Here is a 23187-nt window from a genome sequence, read left to right on the forward strand (position 1 = left end):
TTTTTCAGGGGGCAGGATGGGTAAACTAACGCTGCTGTTGCTGGCTTTGCTGGTCTGGCTGCAATATTCGCTGTGGTTCGGCAAAAACGGACTGCACGACTACAGCCGGGTGAGCGATGACGTCGCGGCACAGCAGGCGACAAACGCCAAACTTAAAGCGCGTAACGATCAACTTTTTGCTGAAATTGATGACCTCAATGGCGGCCAGGAGGCGATTGAGGAGCGCGCGCGCAATGAACTCAGTATGACTAAGCCGGGCGAAACGTTTTATCGCCTGGTTCCGGATGCGTCTAAACGCAATCAGGGCTCCGCACAAAACAATCGATAATCAGGCCCAGGATTACGACATGGCAGCAACTTTTTCGGACGTCTGTGCCGTGGTGCCGGCCGCAGGTTTTGGCCGGCGCATGCAGACAGAATGTCCTAAGCAGTACCTCTCAATTGGCGATAAAACGATCCTCGAGCACGCCGTGGCGGCGCTGCTGGCGCATTCTCGGGTGAAACGCGTTGTTATTGCCATCAGCCCCGGCGATGCACGTTTTGCTCAGCTCGCGCTGGCGAATCACCCTCAGATTACCGTCGTTGACGGCGGCGCAGAGCGGGCTGACTCCGTTCTGGCGGGCATTCAGGCTGCCGGGAACGCGCAGTGGGTGCTGGTGCACGATGCCGCGCGTCCCTGTCTGCATCACGACGATCTGTCACGTCTGCTGGCCCTGAGCGAAACCAGTAACGTGGGCGGCATTCTGGCCGCCCCGGTGCGTGACACCATGAAGCGTGCCGAACCGGGTAAACCGGCGATTGCCCACACCGTCGAGCGCGTCGATCTATGGCACGCGCTGACGCCACAATTTTTTCCCCGCGAATTACTCCACGACTGCTTAACGCGTGCGCTTAAAGAAGGTGCGACCATTACGGACGAAGCCTCGGCGCTGGAGTATTGCGGTTTCCACCCCACGCTTGTTGAAGGGCGCGCTGATAATATAAAAGTGACGCGCCCGGAAGACTTACAGCTCGCGGAATTTTATCTTACCCGTACGACCCCTCAGGAGAAGGCATAATGCGTATTGGACACGGTTTTGATGTACACGCCTTTGGCGGCGTTGGCCCAATTATCATTGGCGGCGTGCGCATTCCATACGAAAAAGGTCTGCTGGCGCATTCTGATGGCGACGTGGCGCTGCATGCGCTGACCGACGCGCTGCTGGGTGCCGCCGCGCTGGGCGACATTGGCAAACTGTTCCCGGACACCGATCCTGCTTTTAAAGGCGCAGACAGCCGCGAACTGCTGCGCGAAGCCTGGCGTCGTATTCAGGCCAAAGGCTACACCCTTGGCAACGTTGATGTGACGATCATTGCTCAGGCACCGAAGATGCTGCCGCACATCCCTCAGATGCGCGTGTTTATCGCTGAAGATCTGGGTTGCCATATGGACGACGTCAACGTCAAAGCGACCACCACGGAGAAGCTGGGCTTTACCGGTCGTGGCGAAGGCATTGCCTGTGAAGCCGTGGCGCTGCTGGTGAAGGCGGCCAAATGACGGATTTCGACAACCTGACGTATCTGCACGGTGAACCGCAGGGCAAGGGGCTGCTGAAAGCCAACCCTGAAGATTTCGTGGTAGTGGAAGATCTCGGTTTTGAGCCGGACGGCGAAGGCGAGCACATCCTGGTGCGCATTCTGAAAAACGGCTGCAACACCCGCTTCGTGGCGGACGCGCTGGCAAAATTCCTCAATATTCACGCCCGCGAAGTGAGCTTTGCCGGTCAAAAAGATAAACATGCCGTGACCGAACAGTGGCTTTGCGCCCGCGTGCCCGGCAACGGCATGCCCGATTTAAGCAAATTTGAGCTTGAGGGCTGTAAGGTACTGGAGTACGCCCGCCATAAACGCAAATTGCGTCTGGGAGCGTTAAAAGGCAATGCCTTTACTCTGGTGTTGCGCGAAGTGACCGAACGCGAAGACGTTGAAAAACGCCTGAAGGCCATTAACGAACGCGGCGTGCCAAACTATTTCGGCGCACAGCGCTTTGGCATTGGTGGCAGCAACCTGCTGGGTGCGCTGCGCTGGGCGCAAAGCGGTGCACCGGTGCGCGATCGTAATAAACGCAGTTTTTGGTTGTCGGCGGCCCGCAGTGCGTTGTTTAATCAGATTGTGAGCGAACGGCTGAAAAAACCGGACGCGAATCAAGTTGTTGTCGGCGATGCGCTACAATTAGCGGGACGCGGAAGCTGGTTTGTGGCAACGGCCGATGAGATGGCCGATGTCCAGTCGCGCGTGGACGCTAAAACGCTGATGATTACCGCCGCCTTGCCGGGTTCAGGCGACTGGGGAACCCAGGGCGAGTCGCTGGCCGCTGAGCAGTCAGCGGTGGCGGATGCGCCAGAATTACAATCGTTGCTGGTGCGGGAAAAGGTCGAGGCGGCGCGCCGTGCGATGCTCCTCTACCCGCAACAGCTGAGCTGGAACTGGTGGGATGACGTAACCGTCGAGTTACGCTTCTGGCTGCCGGCAGGTAGCTTTGCCACCAGTGTTGTCAGGGAACTTATCAACACGTCGGGTGATTATGCGAATATTGCTGAGTAACGATGACGGGATCCATGCGCCAGGTATTCAGACGCTGGCGAAACACCTCCGCGAATTTGCGGATGTGCAGGTCGTGGCTCCCGATCGTAACCGCAGTGGCGCGTCTAACTCATTGACGCTGGAGTCTTCACTTCGCACCTTTACCTTTGAGAATGGCGATATTGCCGTCCAGATGGGGACGCCGACCGACTGCGTGTTTCTGGGCGTAAATGCGCTGATGCGCCCTCGGCCGGATGTTGTGGTCTCCGGCATCAATGCCGGGCCAAATCTTGGCGATGATGTGATTTACTCCGGCACCGTGGCCGCGGCGATGGAAGGGCGTCACCTGGGTTTCCCGGCGCTGGCGGTCTCGTTAAACGGCCACACCCACTATGACACTGCCGCCGCGGTGACCTGCTCCATTCTCCGTGCGCTTGGCCGCGAGCCGCTGCGTACCGGACGTATCCTTAATATTAACGTGCCGGATCTCCCACTGGACGAGATTAAAGGGATCCGCGTGACGCGCTGCGGCAGTCGCCACCCGGCCGATCAGGTTATTCCCCAGCAGGATCCCCGCGGCAATACCCTGTACTGGATCGGCCCGCCGGGAGATAAATGCGATGCCGGGCCAGACACCGACTTCGCTGCGGTGGATGAGGGTTACGTTTCCGTTACGCCGTTGCACGTAGATTTAACCGCTTATAGCGCGCATGATGTGGTGTCGGACTGGTTAGATCGGGTCGGAGTGAACGCGCAATGGTAAGTAAACGTGTACAAACTCTTCTGGAACAATTACGCGCACAGGGGATCGCCAACGAGCAGGTGCTGGATGCGCTTGCCCAGGTTCCCCGTGAGAAGTTTGTAGATGAGGCGTTTGAACACAAAGCGTGGGAAAACGTGGCGCTGCCCATCGGGCAAGGCCAGACGATTTCGCAGCCTTACATGGTGGCGCGTATGACGGAGCTTCTGGAGTTAACGCCAGACTCCCGGGTGCTGGAAATTGGCACCGGTTCAGGGTATCAGACCGCGATCCTGGCCCACCTTGTGCACCATGTCTGTTCCGTGGAACGGATTAAAGGCTTGCAGTGGCAGGCGCGCCGTCGCCTGAAACAGCTTGATTTACATAATGTATCGACACGCCACGGCGATGGATGGCAGGGTTGGCAGGCTCGCGCCCCGTTTGACGCCATAATAGTCACGGCCGCGCCACCTGAAATTCCCGCTGCACTTCTCTCGCAGCTGGACGAGGGCGGCATTCTAGTTTTGCCCGTCGGCGATGAGCAGCAGCTTTTAAAGCGCGTTTGTCGACGCGGCGGCGAGTTTATTATCGATACCGTGGAAGCCGTACGCTTTGTGCCCCTGGTTAAGGGCGAGCTGGCCTGAGACTCGGATTTTTCCAGGGTTATTAAGGCAAATTCAGCGTATGGTGTGGCGCGATAGGTTCGTGCCATCACGGTTATTTTTAAGTCACTGGTAGTTAACACATTCCTGGGGGATAAATGAGCGCGGGAAGCCCAAAATTCACCATCAGCCGTGTTGCGGCATTATCACTGGTTTCGCTCTGGCTGGCAGGCTGTACAAGTTCAAATAACGCGCCTGCGCCCGTCAGTTCCGTTAATGGAACCAGCGGCTCGGGTAACACGTCCAGCGGAATGTTGATCACCCCTCCGCCTAAAATGGGCACCTCAACGGCGCAGCAAACGCCGCAGATCCAGCCGGTTCAGCGTCCAGTTACGCAGCCTACGCAGATACAGCCAGTGGAACAGCCTGTTCAGACTGAAAATGGCCGCATAGTGTATAACCGTAAGTATGGGAACATTCCGAAAGGTAGCTATACCGGCGGCAGTACCTATACCGTGAAGCGCGGCGATACGCTGTTCTATATTGCCTGGATCACCGGGAACGATTTCCGCGATCTGGCACAGCGAAACAACGTCCAGGCCCCGTATGCTCTGGAAGTCGGGCAAACGCTTCAGGTTGGCAACGCGACGGGGACACCGCTTACGCCAGGCAACACCGTTTCAGCAGCCGACGTAACTGCGCAAAATAACAGCGTCACCCCTGCACAAAAAACCACCACGGTGGTTGCTTCACAACCTGTAATTACGTATTCTGAGGATTCAGGTGATCAGAGTGCTAACAAAATGTTGCCGAATAATAAAGGTACTGCGACTGTTGTCACAGCACCGACTACGGCACCTGTGGTTAGCTCTACTGTACCGACTGCAAGCAGTCAGAATGCCAGCTCGTCAATTACCACCTGGCGTTGGCCAACTGACGGCAAGATCATCGAGAACTTCGCTACCTCTGAGGGGGGCAACAAAGGGATCGATATCGCAGGCAGTAAAGGACAGGCAATCATCGCGACCGCAGACGGACGCGTTGTCTATGCCGGTAACGCACTGCGCGGTTACGGTAATCTTATTATCATCAAACATAATGATGATTACCTGAGTGCCTACGCCCATAACGACACAATGCTGGTCCGGGAACAACAAGAAGTTAAGGCGGGGCAAAAAATCGCTACCATGGGTAGCACCGGAACCAGTTCTACACGCTTGCATTTTGAAATTCGTTACAAGGGGAAATCCGTAAACCCGCTGCAATATTTACCGCAGCGATAAATTGACGGGGCATGCCAGCCAGGGTGTCTCGTCCAGGGATCACGGGTAGGAGCCACCTTATGAGTCAGAATACGCTGAAAGTTCATGATTTAAATGAAGACGCGGAATTTGATGAGAACGGAGCAGAGGCTTTTGACGAAAAAGCCTTAGTAGAAGAGGAACCCAGTGATAACGATTTGGCTGAAGAAGAGCTGTTATCGCAGGGTGCCACACAGCGTGTGCTGGACGCGACTCAGCTTTACCTTGGGGAGATTGGTTACTCCCCACTGCTAACGGCCGAAGAAGAAGTCTATTTCGCACGTCGTGCTTTGCGTGGTGATGTTGCCTCGCGTCGTCGCATGATCGAAAGTAACCTGCGACTGGTCGTGAAAATTGCCCGCCGTTACGGCAATCGTGGTCTGGCTCTGCTGGATCTGATTGAAGAGGGCAACTTAGGTCTCATCCGCGCAGTTGAGAAGTTTGACCCGGAACGCGGGTTCCGTTTCTCAACCTACGCGACCTGGTGGATTCGTCAGACCATCGAACGGGCTATTATGAACCAGACCCGTACGATTCGACTGCCGATCCACATCGTCAAAGAGTTGAATGTTTATCTGCGTACCGCGCGCGAGTTGTCCCATAAACTGGACCACGAGCCAAGTGCGGAAGAGATCGCAGAGCAACTCGACAAACCGGTTGATGACGTAAGCCGTATGCTGCGTCTCAACGAGCGCATTACCTCGGTTGACACCCCGCTGGGTGGCGACTCCGAAAAAGCGCTGCTGGACATCCTGGCCGATGAAAAAGACAACGGCCCGGAAGACACCACGCAGGACGATGACATGAAACAGAGCATCGTCAAATGGCTGTTCGAACTGAACGCCAAACAGCGTGAGGTGCTGGCACGTCGTTTCGGTTTACTGGGGTATGAAGCTGCGACACTGGAAGATGTCGGCCGTGAGATTGGCCTGACCCGTGAACGTGTTCGTCAGATTCAGGTTGAAGGCCTACGCCGCCTGCGTGAAATCCTGCAAGGGCAAGGTCTGAATATCGAAGCGCTGTTCCGCGAGTAAGCAACCATTCGTCAGAAAAGGCCCGTCGTGAGACGGGCCTTTTTTATGCCTTACGGCTGCGCCGTTTCGTGCAGCAAACGCCAGGTGATGTTATCCCCTTCCTGATTAAGCACCGCGGTTGACCAGCGCACGTTGACGGGCTGGCCTGGCCGGGTTTGCGTCTCCCGGTAATGGAGCACCGCGCCGTTGTCCCATGTCTGAAGCGTTGTTAACGCATCAATACCGATCCTGAGCCCGGGTCGGGTTCCCCGCTGCGCATTTAAAAATTGGGCAAGCGCGTGATGATCTAACGGGTTGCCACTCGGTGGAACCATCAGAAAATCCGGACGGAAACGGGCGAGCAGGGCGTCCCGATCGCCTTCGCCTGCACCTAACCAGTTTTCAAGGGCGACGTGAATGTCGAGGATCTCTTGTTCGAAATGGGTCATGGTTGCTCCTGTTGCAGTTGCGCAAGTAACTGCGTGTTGTTAAGACGGTAGACGTACAGTACGGGCAGTAGAGTGATGACTGCGGCAAAAACAAACATCCCGTGCCAGGCGGCCAGCGGCGGGAGATAAGCCTGCATGAAGCTCAGCGCCTGCGCCAGCAGCAGGGCACCCGCAAAAAAGCTCAACTGACGATTCAGATTCCATAGCGCGCTGGCATCAGGCATATTTTCCGGTCGCATCGTCAAAAACGCGCTGCTCTGAGCCGTACTGCTGCAAAGGCTTCCCCCCGCGCCCATCAGCGCAAACGCAACGGCAGGTAGCAGCATTGCCGGGCCGACGTTAACTAAAAGCAGAATGCCCGTCGCCTGCAAAAGGCAACCGATGACCACCAGCGGCCGGGGGCCGATACGGTTGAAATAGCGTCCTGTCGCGGTGATAGCCAAAAACGAAGCCACAGACCATGGCAGCATAAGCATGCCCGTTGCGGCGGGTGTCATATTGGCCTCGCTCTGGAGGTAATACATGCCCGTTACGTTCACGCCGATAAAAATGCCGGGTACGCACACATAGATAAGCATGGATAAGCGCAACAGCGGATCCGTCAGCAAAGACAAGTTTACTGTCCTGGTGGGGGTTATCGGCGACGGTTCTGTTTTAAGCCACGCGCAGGCCAAAGCAAAGGTGACAATGACGACGGGCAGGGTGGCAAAAAATATCCAGCGCCAGCTGAATGTCTGAACCAGCATACCGCCCACAGCCGGTGAGCACGCGGGGGCAAGCAGTGCGACCAGCATCACCGCCGAGGAGAGTCTGGCCCGCTCATGAGGCTTAAACTGTTGCCAGGTCAGCGCCTGACCAACCGGGATCAGTAAACCCCCTCCGGCGCCCTGCACGACTCGCCAGGCAATCAGACTTTCCAGCGAAGATGAGAGACCCGCCGCAACGGAGGCCGCGCTAAAGAGAAGCAGTGAGAGCAGGATAACGCGCTTCGGCCCGACGCGGCGCGTCAGGATACTGCTGAAAGGGATGACTAGCGTCAGCCCGGCAATGTATCCGCTACTTACCCAGGCAAGCGCGGAAGGTGTGGTATTGAAAGCGCGAGCCATCGCCGGAAAGGCGACGCTGGCAATAAACATGTTTATCAAATCAAGGAAAAAGCCGAGCAGAAAGACGACGGCGATTTTGCTGCGATACGTCATGGAAGTTCCTCCGGTGAGGTGGCGTATCGTATCGGCCCACGGGTTACGGATAAACGCGACAAACCACGATATACTGTCAACATTATTTTGACAGTTAACCAGGCAAGCGATGCTTAATTTACAGCGTACGGCAATGTTTATCGCCGTAGCGGACACCGGCAGTTTCACCGCCGCGGCGGAGGCGATGGGGCTGACAAAAGCGGTGGTCAGCTTTCATATTCGTCAGCTTGAAGAGGAGCTGGGCGTCACCCTGTTGCTGCGAACCACCCGACGCCTGACGCTGACCGAGGCGGGGAAGCTCTTTCATCAACGAAGCGTGATGCTGTTACGGGATGCAGAGCGATTGCAGGATGACGTTCGCGCCAACCACGCCGGGCTGACGGGAGAACTGCGGATCACCACCACGCCCGAATATGGCTCGCAGGTGGTGGTGCCTTTGCTGGCTGAATTTAGCCAGTTGCACCCGGACCTTCGCGTGCGGCATGTCTCGTCCTCTTTGCATGCCGATCTTATCGCCGAGCGCTTCGATGTCGCTATCCGGCTCGGCACGCTTGCAGATTCGCGCTACCACGCCGCGTTGATGACCTCCTTCACCATCCTGCCCGTGGCAACGCCAGGCTGGCTGGCAAACCATCCGGTTGACTCGCTGGAACAACTGGCGGAAGCGGACTGGATCATTCACGAGCGTTTAACGTCGCCGCTGCGCTGGCAGGTAAGAGGTGTTGATGGGCATCCGGTTTCCTTTGAGATCAAGAAAGCGCCGCGCCTGTATGCAGACAGCGCCCAGGCGCTGATGGCTTTTGCCCTCGCGGGATGTGGAGTGGCGCTGCTGCCGGAGTGGCTGGTGCGTAACGCACTGGATGCGGGGGAACTGGTCTCGCTGTTACCGGCATACACGTTTGCTCAGCAGGGCATCTATGCCGTTTATCCCGATGCCCGGCATGTGCCCGCGAAAGTGCGAACATTTATTGATTTTATGCGCGTCAGGGTGACTTAACCCTGCATCATTTTTTTAATGAGCGCTGAAAATTGCTCTCGTTCCGCGCCGTTAAGGCGCCCCAGAAATGCCTCATCCACCTCATTTCCAATCGGTTTACTGCTCTCAAGCAGGGCCTCTCCTTCGGCAGTCAGAAAGACAAACCGACGGCGTTTGTCTGCCGGATCGTGCTCGCGCCTGACCAGGCCGCGTGCTTCCATGCGGCTCAGCATTTCTGCCAGCGTCGCTTTGGTGCTCACCGCGACTTCAGTCAGGGCAACCTGCTCAATACCAGGATTTTCAGCAATTGACCGCATCACCGCATATTGTGGCTTGGTCAGTTCAGGCAATGCGTGCTGCCACTGGGCAGTATGCTGTTGAAAAAGCTGACGTAGCAGGTGGAAAGCTTCTTGTCTTAACTCCATGGACACTCCGACGGAAAAATACTCCCTCTATGATAGCCGCTCTTGGGCTGAATTTTAACGCGAGAGTTTTTTAGCGATTAGTGTGATCGTATGCGAACGATCTTGTCAGCAGCAGGATCAAGGCGTAGTTTAATTAATATGTTCGTATACGAACAAATTAATTGAGGTGCTGAATGAGATTGATTGTGGGAATGACGGGCGCGACGGGTGCGCCATTAGGCGTGGCGTTGTTACAGGCGCTGCGGGAAATGCCGGAGGTGGAAACGCACCTGGTGATGTCGAAGTGGGCAAAAACCACGATTGAGCTGGAAACGCCCTTCACTGCGCATGACGTTGCTGCACTGGCGGATGTCGTCCATAGCCCGGCCGATCAGGCTGCCACCATCTCCTCCGGCTCGTTTCGCACCGACGGCATGATCGTCATCCCGTGCAGCATGAAAACGCTGGCGGGTATCCGCGCGGGCTACGCCGAAGGGCTGGTAGGGCGTGCGGCAGACGTAGTGTTGAAAGAGGGGCGCAAGCTGGTGCTGGTTCCCCGTGAGACGCCGCTCAGCACCATCCATCTCGAGAACATGCTTGCTCTTTCCCGTATGGGCGTGGCGATGGTGCCGCCTATGCCTGCGTACTACAACCACCCGCAAACCGCCGATGACATTACCCAGCATATCGTGACCCGTGTTCTCGACCAGTTTGGTCTGGAGCATAAAAAAGCCCGACGCTGGGAAGGTTTGCAGGCAGCGAAACATTTTTCACAGGAGAATAAAGATGGCATTTGATGATTTGAGAAGCTTCCTGCAGGCGCTCGATGAGCAAGGGCAACTGCTGAAAATTGAGGAAGAGGTTAACGCCGAGCCGGATCTGGCGGCGGCCGCCAACGCGACCGGACGCATTGGCGATGGTGCGCCTGCGCTGTGGTTCGATAATATTCGCGGCTTCACCGATGCCCGTGTGGTGATGAACACTATCGGCTCGTGGCAAAACCACGCTATTTCGATGGGGCTGCCAGCGAATACCCCGGTGAAAAAACAGATCGACGAGTTTATTCGTCGCTGGGACAAATTCCCCGTCTCGCCAGAGCGTCGTGCAAATCCGGCCTGGGCGCAGAACACGGTGGACGGGGAAGACATCAACCTGTTCGACATTCTGCCGCTGTTCCGCCTGAACGACGGTGACGGAGGCTTTTATCTCGATAAAGCGTGCGTTGTCTCCCGCGATCCGCTCGACCCCGATCACTTCGGCAAACAGAACGTCGGGATCTACCGTATGGAAGTGAAGGGCAAGCGTAAGCTCGGCCTGCAACCGGTGCCGATGCATGATATCGCGCTGCATCTGCATAAGGCAGAAGAGCGCGGCGAAGACCTGCCTATTGCCATTACGCTGGGTAACGATCCGATCATCACCCTGATGGGCGCCACGCCGCTGAAATACGATCAATCCGAGTATGAGATGGCCGGTGCGCTACGCGAAAGCCCGTATCCGATTGCGACGGCTCCACTGACCGGTTTCGATGTGCCGTGGGGGTCGGAAGTGATCCTCGAAGGGGTGATTGAAGGCCGGAAACGTGAAATTGAAGGGCCATTCGGTGAGTTTACCGGACACTACTCCGGCGGACGCAATATGACGGTTGTACGCATTGATAAAGTCTCTTACCGCACCAAACCCATTTTCGAATCCCTTTACCTCGGCATGCCGTGGACCGAGATTGATTATCTGATGGGGCCCGCCACCTGCGTACCGCTCTATCAGCAGCTAAAGTCGGAATTCCCGGAAGTGCAGGCGGTAAACGCCATGTACACCCACGGTCTGCTGGCGATTATCTCCACTAAAAAGCGTTACGGCGGTTTTGCCCGTGCGGTCGGCCTCCGCGCCATGACCACGCCACACGGTCTGGGTTACGTGAAAATGGTGATTATGGTGGATGAAGACGTCGATCCGTTTAACCTGCCGCAGGTGATGTGGGCGCTGTCATCAAAGGTCAATCCGGCAGGCGATCTGGTGCAGCTACCGAATATGTCTGTGCTCGAGCTTGACCCCGGCTCCAGCCCGGCGGGGATCACTGACAAGCTGATCATTGATGCCACCACCCCGGTTGCCCCGGACAACCGTGGTCACTACAGCCAGCCGGTACAGGATCTCCCTGAAACCAAAGCCTGGGCCGAAAAACTGACCGCGATGCTGGCGGCACGTCAATAAGGAGGAAAAAATGATTTGTCCACGTTGTGCCGATGAACATATTGAAGTGATGGCAACATCACCGGTGAAAGGTGTCTGGACGGTATATCAGTGTCAGCACTGTCTGTATACCTGGCGCGATACCGAACCGCTGCGCCGTACCAGCCGCGAGCATTACCCGGAAGCGTTCCGCATGACGCAGAAGGATATCGATGAAGCACCGCAGGTGCCGACGATCCCGCCGCTGCTGTAAAAAAAGCCCGGTGGCGCTACGCTTACCGGTCCTACGGGTTTTGTAGGCCGGGTAAGGCGAAGCCGCCACCGGGCAAAAGACCGCAGAGAACTAAACCAGACTCTTCAACCGATAAATCCACTCCAGCGCCTGACGCGGCGTCAGCGAATCCGGGTCGAGGTTCTCCAGCGCTTCTACCGCCGGAGAGGTCTCTTCCGGCACCGCCAGCAGTGACATCTGCGTACCATCTATCTGCGTCGCCGCCGCATTCGGTGACAAACTTTCCAGCTCACGCAATTTCTGACGCGCGCGCTTAATCACCTCTTTTGGCACGCCCGCCAGCGCGGCGACGGCCAGGCCATAGCTCTTGCTTGCCGCGCCGTCCTGCACCGTGTGCATAAAGGCGATGGTGTCGCCGTGCTCAAGCGCATCAAGGTGGACGTTAGCCACGCCTTCCATTTTCTCTGGCAGCTGTGTCAGTTCGAAATAGTGCGTTGCGAACAGCGTCAGCGCTTTGATTTTATTTGCCAGACTTTCCGCGCACGCCCAGGCCAGAGACAGGCCATCATAGGTGGAGGTACCGCGTCCTACTTCGTCCATCAACACCAGACTGTTCTCTGTCGCGTTATGCAGAATGTTGGCGGTTTCGGTCATCTCGACCATAAAGGTAGAGCGACCGCTCGCCAGATCGTCCGCCGCACCCACACGGGTGAAGATACGGTCGATAGGGCCAATCTCAACCTTCTGCGCCGGAACGTAGCTGCCGATGTAGGCGAGCAGCGCGATAAGGGCTGTCTGGCGCATATAGGTGCTTTTACCGCCCATGTTGGGGCCGGTAATGATCAGCATTCTTCGCTGCGGTGACAGGTTCAACGGGTTGGCAATAAACGGCTCGTTCAGCACCTGCTCAACCACCGGGTGGCGGCCTTCGGTAATGCGAATGCCGGGTTTGTCAGTAAAGGTCGGACAGGTGTAATTCAGCGTGTCGGCGCGCTCAGCCAGGTTTACCAGGACATCCAGCTCGGCCAGCGCAGCGGCGCTCAGTTGCAGGTCAGCCAGGTGCGGCATCAGGATGTCGAACAGCTCGTCATACAGCTGTTTCTCCAGCGCCAGCGCTTTACCTTTCGACGTGAGCACTTTGTCTTCGTACTCTTTCAGCTCGGGTATAATGTAGCGCTCGGCATTTTTCAGCGTCTGGCGGCGAACGTAGTGAATCGGGGCCAGGTGGCTCTGCCCACGGCTGATCTGGATATAGTAACCGTGTACCGCGTTGTAGCCGACTTTCAGGGTGTCGAGCCCCAGACGTTCACGCTCGCGGATTTCCAGCTTATCCAGATAATCCGTCGCGCCATCGGCCAGCGCACGCCATTCGTCCAGCTCTTCGTTGTAACCCGGAGCAATAACCCCGCCATCCCGCACCAGAACAGGCGGCGCATCAATGATGGCGCGTTCCAGCAGTTCGCGAAGCTCGGTAAATTCGCCCATGGTTTCGCGCAGCTTTTGCACTGGCGCGCTGTCGATCTCTCCCAGCTGAGCGCGCAGTTCCGGCAACTGCTGGAACGCGTGCCGCATACGGGCGAGATCGCGTGGACGCGCGGTGCGCAAGGCCAGGCGCGCCAGGATACGCTCAAGATCACCCACCTGACGCAGCACCGGCTGCAATTCGGTGTAACGATCCTGCAATGCGGCAATGGTTTGCTGGCGGCCAGTCAGCGTTTCGGTATTGCGGATCGGCATATGCAGCCAGCGTTTGAGCATACGGCTGCCCATGGGGGTAACCGTGCTGTCAAGAACCGACGCCAGCGTATTTTCCATGCCGCCAGCGAGGTTCTGCGTGATCTCCAGGTTGCGGCGCGTGGCGGCATCCATGATGATGCTGTCCTGCTGACGCTCCATGGTGATGGAACGAATATGGGGCAGGGCGGTACGTTGCGTATCCTTAACGTACTGCAACAGGCAGCCTGCGGCACACAGCCCGCGCGGGGCGTTTTCCACGCCAAAGCCAATCAAATCGCGCGTGCCAAATTGCAGGTTTAACTGCTGGCGCGCGGTATCAATTTCGAACTCCCACAGTGGACGACGACGCAGGCCGCGGCGACCTTCAATCAGCGCCATCTCGGCGAAATCCTCTGCATAAAGCAGTTCTGCCGGATTAGTGCGCTGTAGTTCAGCCGCCATGGTTTCACGGTCAGCCGGTTCACTCAGGCGAAAACGACCGGAGCTGATATCCAGCGTGGCGTAGCCAAACCCTTTACCATCCTGCCAGATCGCCGCCAGCAGGTTATCCTGGCGCTCCTGAAGCAGGGCCTCATCGCTGATGGTTCCCGGCGTGACGATGCGTACGACCTTGCGCTCAACGGGGCCTTTCGATGTGGCCGGGTCACCAATTTGTTCGCAGATAGCGACAGACTCGCCCTGGTTCACCAGCTTCGCCAGATAGTTTTCAACCGCGTGATGCGGGATACCCGCCATCGGGATGGGCTCGCCTGCCGACGCGCCACGTTTCGTCAGGGAAATGTCGAGCAGCTGAGACGCACGTTTCGCATCATCATAAAAAAGCTCATAAAAATCGCCCATACGGTAAAAGAGCAGGATTTCCGGATGCTGCGCTTTCAGCTTCAGGTACTGCTGCATCATTGGCGTGTGGGCGTCAAAATTCTCAAGTGTGCTCATAAAATCCTGGTGTCCATGTTCTTAAATTTCAATGAGTTGTATTTTTTTGTTGTCTGGTTACATATCCGCTCATTGGAACTCATGAATCCTGCGTTTCATTCATCGATGTATGGCGACCATGATAACGAAGTCTGTATGGCAGGAAAACAGCAGGAAAGGGCTCTTTCTGTAAAATGCGTACCTCATTCCATCCTTGTAGCTAATCCGGCACTCAAGGTGCTGTCGCGCTGTACAGCGTTAATCCACGCATACATCGCATTTAGCGTCCGTTACTCGTTATTACGTTCATCCCGCGGGTGAATATACTTTAAAAAGAGGCCCGACTATTAAATATTGCGATTGACTGTAAATCTGGTCCTTATCCGCGGCATTAATGTTCTGTCGGAACAGGTAAATGCGGAAGGAAAAAGTGATAACCGCCTGCTTTGACAAGGGTTGACCGCAGAGTATAATTACACTTCACCCCGGCAGTTAACTATTCTGTTTATCGTAAGCGAGCGGCATATGTTCTGGATAATTAACGATAAAATTAAATTTTGTCCAGAGAGGAATTTGCTGATTTCGTTGACCCGTCCTGACTTAAATGTAATTCTGACAACCCCTGCCAGCCGTTGTCTGAACCTTCTTTTAGAATCATTTCCAGAAGTCGTTACGCAGAAATACTTCTTTGATAAAGTCTGGGGCGAGGACGGCATGCTGGTTCCGGCAAATACGCTTTATCAGAATATCTCTATAATTCGACGCGGGCTCCGGACCACAGGAGAGACGGACGATACGCTGGTGGCGACGGTGCCGAGAAAAGGATTCCAGATAGAGAAAAATGTCAGGGTAACCCGCGTTGACACGGACTGTGTTGATGACGGAAAAAAAGCGACAGCGACGGGAGTGGAAACCTCTCCGGTTGAAACAAAGGATAAACCTGTCGAAAATATTCCCGTAATGCCGGGTGGGAGGAAAAAACAGCGTCAATTACGCCAGTATATTTTCCCGACAGCTTTAATGATAATCGCGTTTTGTGCCGGTTTCTTTGCGTTTCAATACCTTTTACATGATAACCCGGAAAAAGATTTTTTCAGGGATTATCCAATTACTCTTACACAGAACGGCTGTCATTTTTCCTCGCAAAACGATGATATTCGTGGCGTCGGCAACTTCAGGCGATTTATAAAAATCATTTTAGACACGGGGCTTGATTGTAAAAAATATCCGTGGGTCTATTTTTCCTCATCCAGCCATGCTCCGGCGCTTTCCGTTCTTGCTTGCAGAGAACCCTTTGAAATAAAAGCAAATGCCGGATGTATTTCGCTCTATTTTAGAGGACATCTCTGATGACCAAAAAGGCAACCGTTCTGTTGTTTCTGGTATTCTTCCTCGCTGGCGCACTGGCCGCATGGCTATACCGTCTACACCAGCAAAACAGTGAAAATACGGAGGCCTGTTCAGCGTCAATCGTCGTCTATCATGAGGATATTCGCGCTAACCTGACGATGGACTTCATGTACACGATGAAGAAGCAGACTGGCGTCATTGCGCTAAGCGGAGCCTATTATAAAAATGATAAACTTGCTGGCGTTATCCGCAGAGATGTCTCCTATGTATGGACAGAAAATAAAGACTCATTCCATTTTACATCGGTAAATATACATGACATTAATGGTCAGCAAACCGCACCAAATGAGATTATGAATGAAATTCTCCCTGACTTCTTTCTGTATCCGAAGAAAAACCTGAATTATTCCATTACGCAGCAGGGGCCCCGTGGGTTTATGTTTTCTGTCGGAAAACGCCCTATTTTTTACTGCTCTCGCTGAACGACATGGCCGGGATGTCCATCATCCGGCTCTTTAATGAGTTCGATAATTATTTTACCCGGCCCGACCTCCACCCGAACCTGCGAATGGGTTAAAAAGCCTGCTTTTTCGAGCCAGTCCCCTTTCAGATTCAGGGCTGCGTGTACGCTGTAACGCGTTGGGATCTTGGTTTTACGATCTTCATGACGCTTTCTGAAATAACCCTCTTTTAAGTGACGATACGGTTTGGTGATAGCCATTCCTTGCATAGATCCTCCGGTAACTGTTGGCAACGTGTGTTCAGACTGCCTGTATAAAATAACAGTAAAAACGCGTCAGGAAAGAGCGAAGACTGGAAGGCGCCTTCAGAAAACAGAATGCAACGACTGAAATCCCTTTTTTAAAATGGTATTCTGAATGCGTGTTATTGAGGGGGGATAAAATGGCGGGGAAACGCATTGCACGCGAAAAAGAGACGATCGCGAAAATGATCGCCCTGTATGAAAAAAACTGTCCGCAGGCGGTAAAGGATGAGGGCCATTATCAGGCGCTGAATGCCTACGCGGATAAGCGCCTGGATAAATGCATCTTTGGTGAGGAAAAACCCGCCTGCAAACAGTGCCCGGTGCACTGCTATCAGCCCGCCAGACGTGAGGAGATGAAGCAGGTGATGCGCTGGGCGGGGCCACGAATGCTATGGCGTCATCCGATTCTGACTCTTCGCCACCTTATTGACGATCGCCGTCCGGTTCCGGAACTGCCTGAAAAGTATCGACCTAAAAAATAGGCGCTTCAGCGCCGCAGCGGGCGGCAAATCACGCTCAGCGCGACCGCGCTGCACAGTGGAAACACCGCCAGCAGCAGCCACGGGTAAATGGCCTCCGTCGAGGGCACCAGCGCCTTGTCCAGCAGGCTGCCTAAACCTAAATTCCCCACCAGCACCGCGATGCCGCCGGCGGTTGAGAGTGCGCCATAGTGCGCTCCAAGCGTTGACTCCTCGGCAAAGCGCGGGATCAAATCTTTAGCCGACGGCACCAGCAGCATTTGTCCGAGCGTCAGCAGCGTGACAAGGCTTGCAGAGGGCAGCAGGCGCAGCCAGCCCTCCGGCGGCTCCGTCGCGGCAAAGAGCGCCACGCTGGCAAACGCGGCGGAGAGCAGCAAAAAGCCCACCGGTAAAATCCTTACCGCGCCAACCTTTCGGGCGAAGCGGGCGAGGGGCAATTGCAGAACAATGATCAGCACCGATGCCAGCATAAACAGCGGTCCCAGGTCTTTTTCGTTCCCCCCGGCGCGCTGGATCTCCACCGGCAGCGCCAGATAGAGCTGGTTATAGCTTAACAGCCATGAACTGTAGGCAATGATAAAGGCGACGAAACGCGGCTGACGGAACGTCGTCCACCAGGGCAGAATTTTCAGCGGCTTCGTGCTGTGATGTGCCGCAGGCAGGCAGAAAAAGAGCACCACCAGCGCAACGATAAATATCCCTGCGCCTGCGAGCGCAACCTGACGAAAGCCCAGCTCCGTCAGCAGGGCCCCCATCACCGGGCCAAGAACGGCGCCAAGTTCACCGCACACCGCAAACAGCGCAAACCACTCCGCGCGGCTCCGTTTACCCTTCGCCTCGCTTTGCGTTCCCGCTTTGGCCAGCAGGGCTTCTATCGACGGTGAGAACAGCGCGCCGCCGACGCCCGTCAGACAGGCCCCCAGAATGACGGGCCACAGGGATTGCCCAAAGGCCAGCAGCAAATAACCCGCCACACGAACAATGCAGCCGCTGAGGATCACGCTCTTCGCGCCAAACCGATCTGAAAGCGCGCCGCCGACAATAAACATCCCCTGCTGGGAGAAGGTGCGCAGCCCCAGCACCAGCCCAATCAGCCCGCCGGAGAGCAGCATATCGTCACGTAAGAAGATCGCCAGGAAGGGGACGACCGCGTAAAAGCCGATATTAAACACAAACTGGCTGCCCAGCAGAACGGGCGGCCAGAGGGTGTTGGCAGTGCGAAGAGGCATCGTTTTAACTCACCCCTACACGATAAAATGGATGTGTTTTTTGCCGTGGTACGGCGAGATCTCGATTCTGGTTTTCACCCTGAAGACGTCCCAGAGTAGTTCCTCGGATAAGATTTCCTGCGGCGTTCCGGTCGCCACAATCTGCCCTTGCTGCATCACAATCAGCGAATCGCAGAACATGGATGCGTGGTTAAGATCGTGAATGGCGACGATGCTGGTTACCGGCAGCTCACTGATAAGCTGCATGAGCTGCATCTGATGATGAATGTCCAGATGGTTGGTCGGTTCATCCAGCAGGATCTCGGTGGGCGTTTGCGCCAGCGCGCGGGCGATATGTACCCGCTGACGCTCGCCGCCGGATAAGCTCAGCCAGCCCTGTTCGCTGCGATCCAGCATATCCACGCGTTGCAGGGCGGCAGTGACGGTTTCGTCATCCTGCGCGCTCCAGTTTGAGAAGGGAGAATGGTGCGGAATTCGCCCCAGTTTGACGACGTCACGCACGCGCATATTGGCGTCGGTCATTCCGTGCTGTTCAACAAACGCCACGCGCCGCGCCAGCTGCTTTTTGGCAATGCGGGCAATGTCCTGTCCGTCCAGCGTCACGCACCCGGCATCCGGGCGGCGCAGACCTGCCAGTATGCGCAACAGCGAGGATTTACCGCAGCCGTTAGGGCCAAGCAGGCCCACCGTTTCGCCCCGGGAAACCGTCAGCGAAACATTATTCACAATGATCTTTTTACCTACCTTCCAGGTGATTTTCTCGGCGCAGATGCTCATTACTTATTCCTTGAGCGGTAGATAATCACGGCGAAGAACGGTACGCCCACCAGTGCGGTAACGACGCCAACCGGCAGGCTTTGCGGAGCAATCAGCATCCGCGAGGCGATGTCGGCCAGCACCATCAGGATCGCCCCCGCCAGCGCGCTGGCTATCAGCAGCGTGCGGTGCAGCGGCCCGAACAGGAAACGCATAACGTGCGGCACGACCAGCCCGACAAAACCAATAGAGCCCGCCATGCTGACGATGGTCGCGGTGATCAGGGCGGTGGTGGTAAACAAGGCCAGGCGCACCCAGGGCACGGCAATGCCCAACGAGGCGGCGGCATCATCACCGAACGTAAAGGCGTCCAGCGCACGGGAATAATAAAGACAGACGGCCAGCCCCGCCAGTACCACTACCAGCGCCAGCTGGAATTCCGGCCAGCGTACGCCGCTAAAGCTGCCCAGCAGCCAGAACATCACGTCGCGCGCCTGTTGCGCGCTGGCAGAGGTGCTGATGGTATAGGCGGTAATGGCGTTAAACAGCTGAGAGGCCGCTACGCCCGCCAGGATCGTGCGTTCATTGCCGCCGCGCGCGCCGTTGGTCAGGAAGGCGACGAAGGCAAAGGCGGCGAAGGCTCCGGCAAACGCGCCCGCAGAAAGCGATACTGCGCCGGTGCCGAGACCCAATACGACGACTGACACCGCCCCGGTTGACGCTCCCGCCGACACGCCGAGCACGTAAGGTTCCGCCAGCGCATTCTTCAAAAGGCTCTGCAATACGGCCCCGCAGATGGCCAACCCGGCTCCGCAACAGGCCGCCACCAGCGCGCGGCTGAGGCGAAAGTCCCAGATGACGCTCTCGTAGATGCGGTTGAGCGGAACGTCAGTCAGCCCCAGCTTATTGCTGATGGCGTAGAACACGTTATTGAGCGGGATAGACAACTCACCGATGCTGACGCCAAGGGCGATCACCAGAAACAACAGCACGAAGGCGAGCAGGCATGACGTGGTCAGGAGCACCCCCTGCCGCATCTGAAGTACGGCGGTGGTCATCAGTTCAGTCCCAGTTTTCTGAGCTGTTCGCCGACCTGCTCAGCACCGTAAAGCGTGCGAATCGTCGGGTTCATGGCCTGGCCGTCCATCACCACAATATGACCCTTCTTCACCGCCTCCATCTGGCTGACGGCTGGATCGCTTTTCAGGAATTTGATTTTTTCTTCGGCGTTGTCCAGCGCCCAGCGGTTACGATCCAGGCTGGAGACCACAATCACGTCCGGATTAGCGGCAATAATACTTTCCCAGCCCACGGTCAGCCATTCGGTCTCAGAGGTAATGGCGTTATGGCCGCCCAGCACGTTAGCAATAAAGCCAGAGGCGCTGTTTTTGCCGCCGACATAGGCATCAGCCGAAGGTGAGGAGCTTGAGAACCAGAAAACAAAGGAGAGGTCTTTGTTGTTTTTGCCAAACTCCTGGCGCAGGTCGGCTTCACGTTTTTTGAAGTCGGCGATAACGGCCTGACCGCGCGCTTCCACGTTGAAAATCTTGGCGAAATCCTCAATCTCTTGATAAAGGTAGGTCATGTCCCACAGCGTCTGGCGGCTGCCGTACATGTCCCCTGCGGCTTTTTTGGTGGCGCACATGCCCGGAGATAAATAGCTGTTTACCCCAACGGTGGCCAGGTCTTCGCGTTTTGCGACCTTACTTTCCGGTCCGAGCAGCAGCGGCAGCTGTGCAGGAACAAAATCAGGGTTTTGCGCAAGAATGGATTCAAGTGTCGGAATTTCGACGGTCAGGGTTTTGATTTTTGCATTCTGCTCAGCCAGCTGCGGCAATACTTTGGTCGGCCAGAACGCGCTGGCTTTCACCTTATCTTCCAGACCCAGCAGAAGCAGGATCTCGACGGTATTCTGCCCCAGGGCCACAACGCGTTCCGGCGCTTTGGTGAAGGTTTCTTTATACCCGCAGTTTTCTATCGTGAGCGGGTACGTGGTAGCCAGAGCTGTACTCATTGATGCAACCGCCAGGCCTAACGCGCAGAGAACCTTTTTCATTAAACGCTACCTTCATTAAAATTATTTTGATGCAAATGAAACGCATTATTAAGGCGGAATTTTATACAGAGGAAAATATATTGTGTCAATGTGAGACAATTACGCAGAGTGATGAAAGGCGGCGCCATATACGGCGCCGGAATGACGGGTTAATTCAGGCTCTCTTTATCGATTCCCAGACGCTTCATGCGCGAGAGCAGGGTGGTACGCTTCAGCCCCAGCCGTTGCGCCGCGCCTTTCGGCCCGGCCACCACGCCGTTGGTCTCCCTGAGCACGCGCAAAATGAGCTGATATTCATCCTCTCCATCCTTCGCAACCTCGGTTGCGGCCACGGTCGTTTCCGCAAGAGAAACCTCCGGCAGGGACAGCTGAAGCACGTTCCCGCGCGTCAACAGGACCGCGCGTTCAATGACGTTTTCCAGCTCGCGCACGTTCCCCGGCCACTCCATCGCCGAGAGTGTGCGTAGCGTTTCGGCAGGAATACTGTCGATATTTCGCCCCATCCGGCGGGCAATCTTCGCGGTAAAGGCTTTCACCAGCAGCGGAATATCTTCCGGGCGCTCGCGCAGCGGCGGCAGGCAGATCGGGAACACGTTCAGGCGATAGTAGAGATCGCTTCTGAACTCACGGTCTGCGACCATTTTTTTCAGATCGCGGTTGGTGGCGGCAATCAGACGCACGTCGGTCTGGATCAGCTTGTTGCTGCCGAGGCGCTCAAACTCCTGCTCCTGCAGCACGCGCAGCAGCTTGGGCTGGAGCTCCAGCGGCATATCGCCCACTTCGTCGAGGAACAAAGAGCTTTTATCCGCCAGCTCAAAACGGCCCAGCCGCTGGCTGCTGGCGCCGGTAAAGGCACCGCGCTCGTGGCCGAACAGGTCGCTTTCCAGTAAGCCAGCAGGCATCGCCGCGCAGTTCATCTTCACCATCCGGCGGCTGTTGCGGTTGCTCAGGTTGTGGATCGCCCGGGCAATCAGCTCTTTCCCGGTACCGGTTTCACCGAGGATCAGCACCGTGCTGTCGCTTTGCGCCACCATCTCCACCTGCTTGAGCACGCTGTACATGGCATCGCTGCGCCCGATGATTTCGCCAAACTCGCTGTCCACGTTGTTGAGCTGCTCGGTCAGCGCCAGGTTTTCGTCCACCAGCCGCTCCTTCAGGCGGTGGATCTCCTGATAGGCGAGGGCGTTATCCAGCGCGATGGAGATGCGCTCGGCGATCTGGCGCAGCAGCTTCAGGTTGGCGGTGGTAAATACGGCTTCATCGCACTGCGCCAGTTTGAGCACGCCGAGCATGGTGTTGCCGGACATCAGCGGCAGCAGGCACAGGGTCTGGATCTTGTTGCCCCAGGTGTTGAAGAGCATCCGCTCGTAGGGGGCTACCGGATCCTGTTCATTGAGATTGAGCAGCAGGATCTCTTTGCTTTTAAATACCCGCTCGGACAGCGTTCCCGCTTCGTCCACTTCGCTCTGCTCGTGCGCCGGGTTAGCTTCATCAAGGTAGTGGGTGGAGTAGATGTTCAGCTTGCCTTTCCGGTTGCCGCGTAGCGCAATGCTGATGGCATCGATTTTAAAATAGTGATGGATCTCTTTTGATACTTCGCTGACCAGCTCATCCATGTCCAGGCGGGAGAGCACGGCGTTGGTGATGGCAACCAGAATGCGGAAGTTATCGCGCTCGCGGCTCAGCAGGTCGTAGTCCACGTTATTGGTGACGCGGCTTTGGATCTGCTCCGCGACAACGGCCACAATCTGGGTAAAGGTGTGCAGGCGTTCGTACTCCGCCTCGCTCCAGGGCTGGTCGGTATCGCGGATAAACTCGCAGCCGCCAAAAATTTGCCCTTCCACCGCCAGCGGCAGCATGCTGTAGTGGCCGAAAGGGTGGTAAAGGTTGCTCTCTGCCAGCTTCGGCCAGGCCTGGCGAAACTGGTCAAAATTGCAGTGCAGCGCTTCCGGGCGGGAGAGAATACGCCGCACCGGGCCGTGGGCAAGAAACGTTTCATCTTCATATTCGAAGATTTTGCCGTTATCACGCGTTGAGAAATAGCTCGCGCGGTGGGTTGCGCTATGCCAGAGCACAATGGCGGCGCTGTCCGCCAGCGCAGATTGCCTGACCAGCCGCGTCAGGGCATCGCTCAGTGCGCCGAGGTCGGGCTGTTGTAAAAGTGTGCGCGTGATGTCAAACAGGCCCTGCTGTCCAAGATCGCTCATCGGTGTATACGGCATTGTTGCT

General features: G+C 56.2%; 26 protein-coding genes. 15 read left to right on the forward strand and 11 right to left on the reverse strand.

The features are described from left to right. Positions 1-16 precede the first annotated feature (16 nt). The 6 genes from ftsB to AM329_RS23590 are packed head-to-tail and all read left to right on the forward strand — an operon-like array spanning position 17 to position 3945. On the forward strand, positions 17-328 hold the full coding sequence (gene ftsB, locus AM329_RS23565) for a cell division protein FtsB (RefSeq protein ID WP_003862095.1): 312 nt from the start codon (positions 17-19) through the stop codon (positions 326-328). 19 nt (positions 329-347) lie between these two features. Beyond that, the gene (gene ispD, locus AM329_RS23570; protein ID WP_032610044.1) at positions 348-1058 is read left to right on the forward strand and encodes a 2-C-methyl-D-erythritol 4-phosphate cytidylyltransferase; all 711 of its coding nucleotides are present in this window, start codon (positions 348-350) and stop codon (positions 1056-1058) included. Beyond that, positions 1058-1537: a 2-C-methyl-D-erythritol 2,4-cyclodiphosphate synthase gene (gene ispF / locus AM329_RS23575; protein ID WP_003862097.1), complete on the forward strand. Its 480-nt coding sequence runs from the start codon at positions 1058-1060 to the stop codon at positions 1535-1537. The genes ispD and ispF overlap by 1 nt, the downstream gene beginning before the upstream one ends. Next, entirely contained in the window at positions 1534-2583 is a 1050-nt protein-coding gene (gene truD / locus AM329_RS23580; RefSeq protein WP_032610043.1) for a tRNA pseudouridine(13) synthase TruD, read from the forward strand. Before ispF ends, truD begins: the two co-directional genes overlap by 4 nt. Continuing rightward, positions 2564-3325 carry a 5'/3'-nucleotidase SurE gene (gene surE, locus AM329_RS23585; RefSeq protein ID WP_017382816.1) on the forward strand — a complete coding sequence of 254 codons (762 nt, stop codon included), beginning with the start codon at positions 2564-2566 and terminating at the stop codon, positions 3323-3325. Before truD ends, surE begins: the two co-directional genes overlap by 20 nt. After that, the gene (locus AM329_RS23590; RefSeq protein WP_032610042.1) at positions 3319-3945 is read left to right on the forward strand and encodes a protein-L-isoaspartate(D-aspartate) O-methyltransferase; all 627 of its coding nucleotides are present in this window, start codon (positions 3319-3321) and stop codon (positions 3943-3945) included. Before surE ends, AM329_RS23590 begins: the two co-directional genes overlap by 7 nt. Before the next feature lie 94 nt (positions 3946-4039). Here the strand turns inward: AM329_RS23590 and AM329_RS26360 are convergent, their stop codons facing one another. After that, on the reverse strand, positions 4040-4171 hold the full coding sequence (locus tag AM329_RS26360; protein WP_306173474.1) for a peptidase: 132 nt from the start codon (positions 4169-4171) through the stop codon (positions 4040-4042). Here AM329_RS26360 and nlpD point away from each other — a divergent pair. Together nlpD and rpoS are read left to right on the forward strand one after the other, a co-directional pair. Beyond that, positions 4113-5186: a murein hydrolase activator NlpD gene (nlpD, locus tag AM329_RS23595; RefSeq protein ID WP_306173475.1), complete on the forward strand. Its 1074-nt coding sequence runs from the start codon at positions 4113-4115 to the stop codon at positions 5184-5186. The two genes, AM329_RS26360 and nlpD, sit on opposite strands and share 59 nt — an antisense overlap. Before the next feature lie 59 nt (positions 5187-5245). Then, positions 5246-6238 (forward strand): RNA polymerase sigma factor RpoS, encoded by a 993-nt coding sequence (rpoS, locus tag AM329_RS23600; protein ID WP_013098493.1) that lies wholly within the window; start codon positions 5246-5248, stop codon positions 6236-6238. Positions 6239-6288: 50 nt separating this feature from the next. Here rpoS and AM329_RS23605 read toward each other — a convergent pair whose 3' ends face one another. Together AM329_RS23605 and AM329_RS23610 are read right to left on the reverse strand one after the other, a co-directional pair. Further along, positions 6289-6666, reverse strand: a complete 378-nt coding sequence (locus tag AM329_RS23605; RefSeq protein ID WP_023314738.1) for a DUF4440 domain-containing protein — start codon at positions 6664-6666, stop codon at positions 6289-6291. Further along, a complete protein-coding gene (locus AM329_RS23610) occupies positions 6663-7865 on the reverse strand; it encodes an MFS transporter (RefSeq protein WP_032610041.1) in 1203 nt (400 codons plus the stop codon). The genes AM329_RS23605 and AM329_RS23610 overlap by 4 nt, the downstream gene beginning before the upstream one ends. Before the next feature lie 109 nt (positions 7866-7974). On the opposite strand from AM329_RS23610, the gene AM329_RS23615 reads away from it, so the two are divergent. Next, entirely contained in the window at positions 7975-8862 is an 888-nt protein-coding gene (locus AM329_RS23615; protein WP_003862107.1) for a LysR family transcriptional regulator, read from the forward strand. On the opposite strand, the gene AM329_RS23620 is transcribed toward AM329_RS23615, so the two are convergent. Continuing rightward, on the reverse strand, positions 8859-9266 hold the full coding sequence (locus AM329_RS23620) for a MarR family winged helix-turn-helix transcriptional regulator (protein WP_022651767.1): 408 nt from the start codon (positions 9264-9266) through the stop codon (positions 8859-8861). The genes AM329_RS23615 and AM329_RS23620 overlap by 4 nt on opposite strands. Before the next feature lie 173 nt (positions 9267-9439). Between AM329_RS23620 and AM329_RS23625 the strand changes: the two genes are divergently transcribed. Genes AM329_RS23625 through AM329_RS23635 form a run of 3 tightly spaced genes read left to right on the forward strand, consistent with a single transcriptional unit; the run spans position 9440 to position 11691 of the window. Further along, complete coding sequence (locus AM329_RS23625) at positions 9440-10042, forward strand: non-oxidative hydroxyarylic acid decarboxylases subunit B (protein WP_003862111.1); 603 nt, start codon at positions 9440-9442, stop codon at positions 10040-10042. After that, complete coding sequence (locus tag AM329_RS23630) at positions 10032-11459, forward strand: non-oxidative hydroxyarylic acid decarboxylases subunit C (RefSeq protein ID WP_023314736.1); 1428 nt, start codon at positions 10032-10034, stop codon at positions 11457-11459. The genes AM329_RS23625 and AM329_RS23630 overlap by 11 nt, the downstream gene beginning before the upstream one ends. Before the next feature lie 10 nt (positions 11460-11469). After that, positions 11470-11691: a non-oxidative hydroxyarylic acid decarboxylases subunit D gene (locus AM329_RS23635; protein ID WP_003862116.1), complete on the forward strand. Its 222-nt coding sequence runs from the start codon at positions 11470-11472 to the stop codon at positions 11689-11691. Between the two features lie 90 nt (positions 11692-11781). Here AM329_RS23635 and mutS read toward each other — a convergent pair whose 3' ends face one another. Beyond that, positions 11782-14343 (reverse strand): DNA mismatch repair protein MutS, encoded by a 2562-nt coding sequence (gene mutS / locus AM329_RS23640; protein WP_023323671.1) that lies wholly within the window; start codon positions 14341-14343, stop codon positions 11782-11784. Positions 14344-14847: 504 nt separating this feature from the next. Between mutS and AM329_RS23645 the strand changes: the two genes are divergently transcribed. Together AM329_RS23645 and AM329_RS23650 are read left to right on the forward strand one after the other, a co-directional pair. After that, positions 14848-15672, forward strand: coding sequence for a transcriptional regulator (locus AM329_RS23645; RefSeq protein ID WP_032610277.1), 825 nt, complete (start codon positions 14848-14850; stop codon positions 15670-15672). After that, positions 15672-16154, forward strand: coding sequence for a hypothetical protein (locus AM329_RS23650; RefSeq protein WP_023314733.1), 483 nt, complete (start codon positions 15672-15674; stop codon positions 16152-16154). Before AM329_RS23645 ends, AM329_RS23650 begins: the two co-directional genes overlap by 1 nt. On the opposite strand, the gene AM329_RS23655 is transcribed toward AM329_RS23650, so the two are convergent. Further along, positions 16139-16402 (reverse strand): SymE family type I addiction module toxin, encoded by a 264-nt coding sequence (locus AM329_RS23655; protein ID WP_032610040.1) that lies wholly within the window; start codon positions 16400-16402, stop codon positions 16139-16141. The two genes, AM329_RS23650 and AM329_RS23655, sit on opposite strands and share 16 nt — an antisense overlap. A 173-nt stretch (positions 16403-16575) precedes the next feature. Between AM329_RS23655 and AM329_RS23660 the strand changes: the two genes are divergently transcribed. Further along, on the forward strand, positions 16576-16920 hold the full coding sequence (locus AM329_RS23660; protein WP_032610039.1) for a nitrous oxide-stimulated promoter family protein: 345 nt from the start codon (positions 16576-16578) through the stop codon (positions 16918-16920). Between the two features lie 5 nt (positions 16921-16925). Here AM329_RS23660 and AM329_RS23665 read toward each other — a convergent pair whose 3' ends face one another. The 5 genes from AM329_RS23665 to flhA all read right to left on the reverse strand — a co-directional run bounded on the left by AM329_RS23665 (position 16926) and on the right by flhA (position 23180). Further along, a complete protein-coding gene (locus AM329_RS23665; protein ID WP_032610037.1) occupies positions 16926-18146 on the reverse strand; it encodes an MFS transporter in 1221 nt (406 codons plus the stop codon). A 15-nt stretch (positions 18147-18161) separates the two neighbouring features. Then, entirely contained in the window at positions 18162-18923 is a 762-nt protein-coding gene (locus AM329_RS23670) for an ABC transporter ATP-binding protein (protein WP_032610036.1), read from the reverse strand. Continuing rightward, a complete protein-coding gene (locus AM329_RS23675; RefSeq protein WP_022651750.1) occupies positions 18923-19960 on the reverse strand; it encodes an iron ABC transporter permease in 1038 nt (345 codons plus the stop codon). Before AM329_RS23675 ends, AM329_RS23670 begins: the two co-directional genes overlap by 1 nt. Further along, on the reverse strand, positions 19960-20958 hold the full coding sequence (locus tag AM329_RS23680) for an ABC transporter substrate-binding protein (RefSeq protein ID WP_032610033.1): 999 nt from the start codon (positions 20956-20958) through the stop codon (positions 19960-19962). Before AM329_RS23680 ends, AM329_RS23675 begins: the two co-directional genes overlap by 1 nt. 149 nt (positions 20959-21107) lie before the next feature. Next, positions 21108-23180 (reverse strand): formate hydrogenlyase transcriptional activator FlhA, encoded by a 2073-nt coding sequence (flhA, locus tag AM329_RS23685; RefSeq protein WP_023323668.1) that lies wholly within the window; start codon positions 23178-23180, stop codon positions 21108-21110. Positions 23181-23187: the final 7 nt, after the last annotated feature.

Origin of the sequence: Enterobacter cloacae complex sp. AR_0002 (assembly GCF_001922365.1) — a bacterium.
GTDB classification, from domain to species: Bacteria; Pseudomonadota; Gammaproteobacteria; order Enterobacterales; family Enterobacteriaceae; genus Enterobacter; species Enterobacter hormaechei_C.